A 7,165-nucleotide genomic window follows, 5' to 3' on the forward strand; every position below is an offset into this window, starting at 1 on the left:
CCGCACGCCCGCATCAAGTCTTTGTTCGACGATGTCCGTGAGTCGCCTTAAATCGCCCATCCATCCTTATTGCGACAAAACCGACGTGGCGCCTGATGCCCGTTGAACAGGCCACTCAGCTGCGGCCTAACGGACCATCAAATGGCTCAAGCACGCAAATCAAGCAGTCGCAAACCCACGTTGCGAATGGTCAGGTCTCCAGAGTTCGTCTATCAGTTGCGGGTTGAACTACTGGGCCTCAGACCAGCGCTTTGGCGGCAGATTCTCGTTCGCGGATCAGTTGAGCTTTCCAGGCTTTACGTCTTCTTGCTTATGACCATCGGGTGGGACGGTGGCGACGTGCATGAGTACATCATTGGAGACAAAAACTACGGAAAGGTCGATCCGTCCATCCGACCCGATGTCCCCGATGATCCGCCTTTGTTAGACGTAGCCACGGCAACCCTCGCGGTGGCACTTGATGACCGGAAATCGTTCCAATATGACGCTTCGGATGGACCAATTCCACTTCGCAGCGCGACCAGCGCGACAAGGTTGTTCCGATGCCACCGCGCATGCACGTTGCCAGGCGGGATCTGCGCGACATTGCAGAGGGGAAAGCCTCACGAGCCAGTCGAGAAGGGGTGGTACGTGAGCTGTTGTCCTCGTTGCCCCGGCGAATAGCGTAGGACATCAAGCCACTGTGACCGGTAGTTCCGTACCGTCTCAATAATGTCGGATCTTGCCGCGTCCTCGCGTCGCCTTTTAGCTGGAGACGGGAAGCGATTGTTCATTAATGTTGACTTCGTTCGCGACAGGAGCAGTGCTTCCCCGCTCAAAGATCACGCCGCGCGGTTCGGGACATTCGACGACGCGCTCATAGGCGAGTTCCCTCGCTTCGTCAGCGTTGATGCCGAACGCCTGAAGCAGGGCGTACATGGACTGCTGCGCATAGTTGACCGGGGCTTCGCCTGAAAGAAGCGTTTCGATGCCGTACATGATCGAGCCCAGCGCGATGTCGCGTGCCACGGCTACATCGGCCACCCGGAATCTCCCGAGGTCGATCGCTGCCGTGAGGTCCCTCGTCAGGTACTCATCGAGCAGGCGACCGCGCGACCCACGTCTTGTGCCGATCCTGGTAATGAACGCGCCCCATAGCGGATAGCGCACAGCCACCTGCATGTAGAGCCGCGAACCCATCACCACGCGCCGCGCCGGATCTTGCACTTCCCTTACCACCGGGTCGATGACGCCCAGTACTTCATCGCTGCTTTCTCCCACCACTGCGGACAGCAATTCGGCAGTGGTACGAAAGTAGTTATAGAACGTGCCGCGTGCAACGCCCGCCGCGGCGATGAAGTCATCGATGAGCGGCGCGTCGGGCCCTTTCTCAGCAAATACGCCTAAGGCGCTTTCGATGAGGCGGTTGCGAGTCTTCTCCCGGCGCAATGCCCCGACGCGTGTTTGATAGTTTTCGACGGTCGGTAATTTCGGCACGGCATTTCCCCTTATTTCGTATGAGATTTTAAACAATGTGGCATGCGGGTATCTCCTATACGTATTCTAGTTGACCATTTTGTCAAATCAACTAGAATTAGAAGTGACAAATATGTCAATACGAAATAAATGTGTTCCCCGGCCCGTCACCCGGGCATTAACAGGAGGCAGTAATGCGATTTGTGAGTTTTGAACGGGACGGCAAGGCAACCCTGGGCGTGCGTGAGGGTGCGCAGGTGCGGATTCTGGGTGACGAAACTCTGGAATCATTGCTCGCGCGCGGCGTCCACTTGAACGATTACGCTCAAGAGAGTACCAGTGGAGAAAAGATCGCGGCGCAGGGCCTGAAGTTCCTGCCGCCGTTGCGCCGTCCCCCAAAGATCATCTGCGTCGGTTTGAACTTTGCCGACCACACGTCGGAGAGCAATTATGCGCAGCCGGACTACCCGACGCTGTTTTTCCGCGTGCACACGAGTCTGATCGCGCATGAGGAGCCAATGATCCGTCCGCGCGTTACGGACTCGGAAGGGCTCGACTTCGAAGGCGAAATTGCCGTTGTACTGGGCAAGGGCGGTCGTCATATCACCAAGGAAAGCGCGCTGGCGCACGTCGCCGGTTATGCGCTGTTCAATGACGGCTCGGTCCGTGAATATCAGTTCAAGACGCCGCAGTGGACGGTGGGCAAGAACTTTGACGGCACCGGCGCCTTTGGCCCCGATCTGGTAACGGCCGACGAATTGCCTGCGGGCGCCAAGGGCCTGCTACTTGAGACGCGGCTAAACGGCGAAGTTGTGCAGTCTGCCAATACGGACTCAATGGTTTTTGACGTCGCCACCCTCATCAGCGTCATCAGCGAGGCGATCACGCTGGAAGCGGGTGATGTCATCGTGTCTGGGACGCCTTCGGGTATCGGCTGGGCGCGCAACCCCAAGGTCTTCATGAAAGCTGGCGACGTGTGCGAAGTCAGTGTTGAAAAAATCGGAACGCTGAGAAACGTGATCGCCGACGAGACCGCTGGTTAAGCGACCCAACAAGCATCCCAGCAGGCGACGCGGCGGGCCGCGCCGCGAACCCAAGCCGGCCGCCGAGTCGGCGCAACAGAACACACCAATGGAGACAGTCATGGCTGATGCGGTAGCCGTTCCCGACGGCGCAAGTGTGCATTCGATCGACCACTTCGCGCTCAACGTTCCCTCGATAGCGGACGCAGACCGATTTTTTCGCGCCTTCGGATTCGACGTTTCTTCGGGTGCCGGAGAAGCACGACAGTTAGAGCTTCGGGCGGTTGATGGCCACCGTTGGGCTCGCATCCTGCCGTCGGACAGAAAGTCACTCGCCTATCTGAGCTTCAGTTGCTTCGAAAGAGATTTCGAGGCCATCCTGAGTCAGGTGAAGGCGGCCGGCGCCGTTGTCGTTGAGCGCGACCCCGCGCCCGACGGTGAAGCTTTCTGGTTCCATGACCCGGACGGAAACCTGATTCAGGTCAAGACTGGTCCCAAGACAAGCCCTTCGAGCAAGACCCCCTGTGTCGTTGCGGGAAGCGCCGCGGATGAGCGCGGCTCGCACACCCGATCGTCCAGCGCGCTCGTGCGGCCCAGACGCCTTTCGCATGTGCTCCTGTTCACGCCCGATGTGCTGGGTGCGCTCGACTTTTATCGCCGGGCGCTCGGATTGCGACTGTCGGATAAATCGCGCGACATTATCGCGTTCACGCACGCGCCGCACGGGAGCGACCATCATCTGGTCGCCTTTGCAAAAAGTACGGCGCGCGGATGGCATCACTCAGCCTGGGACGTTGATAACGTCAACCTCGTAGGCGAAGGTGCTTCGCAGATGGCTGCGGCAGGTTACGACAAAGGGTGGGGCACCGGCCGGCACGTGCTGGGCTCGAACTACTTCCACTATGTTCAGGACCCGTGGGGCTCGTTCTGCGAGTATTCGGCCGATATCGACTTTGTCTCGGCGGGGCGGGAATGGCCGGCGGGCGACTTTCCTCCGGAAGATTCCCTTTATCTTTGGGGTCCAGCTGTTCCGGACAATTTCATCCACAACACTGAAGCGCCGGCGGATGTGGCCGGTGTCGTTCCCGAAGGTTAAAGCAGGTCTTTCCAACGGATCTTTTTGATGGCAGCCGGATCGTCTGGCGCCAGGGGTACGACTCATCCTTTTTTTAGCAGGTGGACTCAAATGGCTGACCAAAACATTCTCGATGTCGTCATCGTCGGATACGGACCCGTCGGACAGACCTTGTCCATCCTGCTAGGCGAACGCGGCTACAAGGTTGCCGCTTTCGACCGGTGGCCGGCGTTATATCCGCTGCCTCGCGCCGTGTTCCACGACCACGAAATCCGGCGAATTTTTAACGCAATGGGTATCGGAGCGCAGGTCGCACGCATTTCGCAACCCTCGTCGACGTACCAGTGGTTTAACGCTGACGGGAAGACGCTGGTCGAGATCGATTGGTCGGCTGAATCCATTAGTGACGGTCCGGTTGGCTATCTGTTCAATCAGCCTTCGCTTGAGGCGCTTCTGGACGAAAAGGCCAAATCATTGGCCGGCGTCTCCGTCCAGCAGGGCTGGGAAGCGATCAGCTTACGCCAGCTGCCCGAGCACTGCGAAGTAACGATGCGCAAAGGAAAGATGGACGGCAACGCGTGGGTGCCGACCGGTGAGACGCAGACCGTGCGCGCCCGCTATGTGGTCGGTGCCGATGGTGCCAACAGCTTTGTGCGCAAGTCCGAGAACATTGCTTTCGAAGACCTGGGTTTTCAGGAAGACTGGCTTGTCATTGACCTTAAGCCTAACGAAGGCGTCAAGCTTGACGTGCCGGATATCGGCCAGTGGTGCAATCCGGCGCGTCCGACCACGATGGTGCCGGGCGGCCCCGGTTACCGACGGTGGGAATTCATGCGCCTGCCGCGCGAGTCGGTTGAGGACCTGCAGAAACCAGAGAAAGTATGGGAACTGCTCTCTTCGTGGGTCACTCCACAGGAAGCAACGCTGGTGCGCTTCGCCGTCTACAAGTTCCGTTCGCTGATTGCCGAGAACTGGCACAGCGGCCGCATCGTGCTCGCAGGCGACGCCGCGCATCAGATGCCGCCCTTCATGGGGCAGGGCATGTGCTCGGGTATTCGGGACGCGTGGAACCTCGCGTGGCGGTTTGATCTGATACTTAAGGGTATCTCATCGCCGGAGCTTCTCGAAAGCTACACACCGGAGCGTCGCCCGCAGGTGCGCGCCGTCATCGACGCTTCCATCGCAATGGGCCGGGTCGTCTGCATTTCCGATCCCGACGAGGCGAAGCTGCGCGACGATGCCTATCTGTCGGGTCAGGTGCCGCCCTTGCCGCCATTCCCCGGCTTGACCGATGGTCTCATCTGCGGTGAGGAACGCTATTCAACTTGCGGTGCAGCGGGGCAACTAAGCGTGCATGGACAGGTCGCCAACGACGGGCAACAGATGCGCTACGACGACGCACTGCCCAATGGTTTTCACATCATTGCGCTCGATGCGGACCCTGAACAGCATCTGGACGCCGTCTCGCAGGCAGCGCTCGCCCGGATCGGCGCGCAGACCGTTGGCATCACCGCAGACGCGGACAAGACCGTGCCGGGGCGCGTGCTATTCGACGTGAGCGGCAAATACCGGCAATTCTTCGATGAACATGGCGTGAAGGCGATCCTCGTGCGCCCGGATTATTACGTGTTTGGTGCGGTGAAGACGCTCTCGGCTTTGTCGGGGTTGGTGGCAAACCTTTCGACTCGGCTTTCCCTCTTCAATCTCCCTTCCGGTGAAAAGCCGATGACGAAAGTCATTGCTGCATAAAGCAGTACGCAACGGAGCGACGCCGTCGCTCCGTTGCTCTTTGTAGGAGGGAGACGAGATTCTTTGCGTCATTGGGATTTAAGTTAAAGACATCCATAATATAAAGGAGTCCAAAATGAGAAAGACGTAGACATGCTTGATCGTGCCGTTTGCCATCGCTTCTGAGGCGCACGCGCAAAGTCCAAATACTGGTTGTTCGAAGTCACGTACCTCGCAGTAAAGACCGGCAAACCGGTTTCGCCGGCTTCGCCGGAGCAATGGGAGCCGGGTTATTTCGATCGCGCGGATCGTATGGACTACAGCACCACCGAGGCCATCAACGCGGGCGAGTTCATGTACCGTGCGCCGCATCTGGACATTGGCTGGGTCCGTCATGAACGGGCGTTCCGACGGGTTGGTATCGGGCGGTCAGCTACATTCCCGATGTGTTCGCGGTCGAGTCGATCATCGATGAAGGCCAATGCCATTTATCGTCTGACCGGAGAACGCAAGCGGTCCACGCCGTTCGACATGGCAATAAAGCGCGCTGGCCCAAAAACTCGATGATCGTTGACCCGGTTGGAGGCAGTGCGTGGTGCGGTAACGTGCCAATTCATTGCGGACGATGAGGCAGCTCCGAAGGAGAGCGTTGCACACGTGTGTTGTTTGCGACAATTCTGCTCGAAAATAAATCGCGTTGGCGCACCAAGATCGTAAGTGCGCGGGGTTTAGGCAAATGCGATGGCCATAACGCGCACAACGCCAGACACCCCAGCTGACATAATTGTCCCAACTCCATCGCCGTGAATCAAGGATGCCTAGCATATTTGACATAATATAAATTATCCACTTTTCGCAGGACGCTTAACATTTCAATCCAAGAACCGTCCCCAGTGGACTTTCCGCTGCGGGCGTTCGGCGCTCCATATCAACGTTAGCCCGCGCCCGCGACCCCGCGAAGGATCAGATCAATGCCGGCAATAAAGTCGGCACGGTCGTCGTGAGAAGGCAACTGGCTGGCAACGCTACGTGCGAACGGGTATTCGACCGGATCGAGTTGAGACCAGACGGTCGAAACCGTCTCCAGGAAACTGGCTCTGTCGAGGTTATGCGTTCGAGCGAATTGCGTATTGTCCGCGTTCTGCCCAGCGACACCGATTATGTAGTTCAGTAACGCGGACACCGTTGCCCACTGTTCCTCGTCCGGCACGCCAAGAGCGCAAACCTGCTGGCCAATGCGCTCGAGAATGCGCACTATGGGCAACTGCCCCGGAGCACGCGTAAGCGTCGAGCCTACCCAAGGGTGCGTATCAATCGCGTCATACAGGCCGAGCGCAAGGGATCGAATGATCGCCTCCGGTGTTCCGCTGGCCGTGGGCGCGTTCATCGTGCGAGCGACGATGGAGTCGCAGGCGGCGGTCAGCAACTCGCTCTTGCTGTCGATGTGCCAATAAATCGCGCCGGGACCCGTGACGAGCCGCTCTGACAGGGCGCGAAATGTGAGCCCACTTTCTCCACTGCTGTCCAGTAGTTCGATCGACACCTCGATGACACGCTCCCGTGAGAGCGACTCTTTACGTCGTTTAACGCTCGGTACTTTTTTGGGCATACCCCATTTTGGCAGATATGGAATAACGTTCCAAGTTGACACCGATGGAATGGCGTTCCAAAATGAATGGAATACCGTTCCATAGCGGTCGCAATAGCCGGGACACGGTCTTGCGGCTGCGAAACTGACAATCAAGGCTCAATGAACACGTCGATCAGGAATACTTCAATCGCTATCATCGGTGCGGGGCTGGGCGGGCTGACACTCGCCCGAGTCCTCCATGTTCACGGCATTGCTGCGACGATCTATGAAGCGGAAACCTCGGCGAACGCGCGC

General features: G+C 58.3%; 7 protein-coding genes and 1 pseudogene. 6 read left to right on the forward strand and 2 right to left on the reverse strand.

All coding sequences use genetic code 11. From position 1 onward, the window contains the following. The first annotated feature begins 186 nt into the window (after positions 1-186). Positions 187-663 (forward strand): hypothetical protein, encoded by a 477-nt coding sequence (locus tag ACFFAR_RS19470; RefSeq protein WP_375508298.1) that lies wholly within the window; start codon positions 187-189, stop codon positions 661-663. An 81-nt stretch (positions 664-744) separates the two neighbouring features. Here ACFFAR_RS19470 and ACFFAR_RS19475 read toward each other — a convergent pair whose 3' ends face one another. Beyond that, on the reverse strand, positions 745-1,476 hold the full coding sequence (locus ACFFAR_RS19475) for a TetR/AcrR family transcriptional regulator (RefSeq protein ID WP_375508295.1): 732 nt from the start codon (positions 1,474-1,476) through the stop codon (positions 745-747). A 173-nt stretch (positions 1,477-1,649) separates the two neighbouring features. Here ACFFAR_RS19475 and ACFFAR_RS19480 point away from each other — a divergent pair, with 173 nt between their 5' ends. The 4 genes and pseudogenes from ACFFAR_RS19480 to ACFFAR_RS19495 form a co-directional block, all read left to right on the forward strand. Continuing rightward, positions 1,650-2,498: a fumarylacetoacetate hydrolase family protein gene (locus ACFFAR_RS19480; RefSeq protein ID WP_375508296.1), complete on the forward strand. Its 849-nt coding sequence runs from the start codon at positions 1,650-1,652 to the stop codon at positions 2,496-2,498. An 88-nt stretch (positions 2,499-2,586) separates the two neighbouring features. After that, positions 2,587-3,573, forward strand: coding sequence for a VOC family protein (locus tag ACFFAR_RS19485; RefSeq protein ID WP_375508297.1), 987 nt, complete (start codon positions 2,587-2,589; stop codon positions 3,571-3,573). 90 nt (positions 3,574-3,663) lie between these two features. Continuing rightward, entirely contained in the window at positions 3,664-5,301 is a 1,638-nt protein-coding gene (locus ACFFAR_RS19490; protein ID WP_174364246.1) for a bifunctional 3-(3-hydroxy-phenyl)propionate/3-hydroxycinnamic acid hydroxylase, read from the forward strand. Between the two features lie 165 nt (positions 5,302-5,466). Further along, positions 5,467-5,756: pseudogene (locus ACFFAR_RS19495) on the forward strand (aldehyde oxidase); the annotation flags it as partial. Positions 5,757-6,214: 458 nt separating this feature from the next. Here ACFFAR_RS19495 and ACFFAR_RS19500 read toward each other — a convergent pair. Continuing rightward, positions 6,215-6,889: a TetR/AcrR family transcriptional regulator C-terminal domain-containing protein gene (locus ACFFAR_RS19500; protein ID WP_174364245.1), complete on the reverse strand. Its 675-nt coding sequence runs from the start codon at positions 6,887-6,889 to the stop codon at positions 6,215-6,217. A gap of 141 nt (positions 6,890-7,030) precedes the next feature. On the opposite strand from ACFFAR_RS19500, the gene ACFFAR_RS19505 reads away from it, so the two are divergent. Beyond that, the coding region (locus tag ACFFAR_RS19505) for an FAD-dependent monooxygenase (protein WP_375508299.1) at positions 7,031-7,165 on the forward strand (135 nt) is incomplete at its 3' end.

The sequence above is a fragment of the uncultured Caballeronia sp. genome (assembly GCF_964243625.1).
Lineage (GTDB): Bacteria > Pseudomonadota > Gammaproteobacteria > Burkholderiales > Burkholderiaceae > Caballeronia.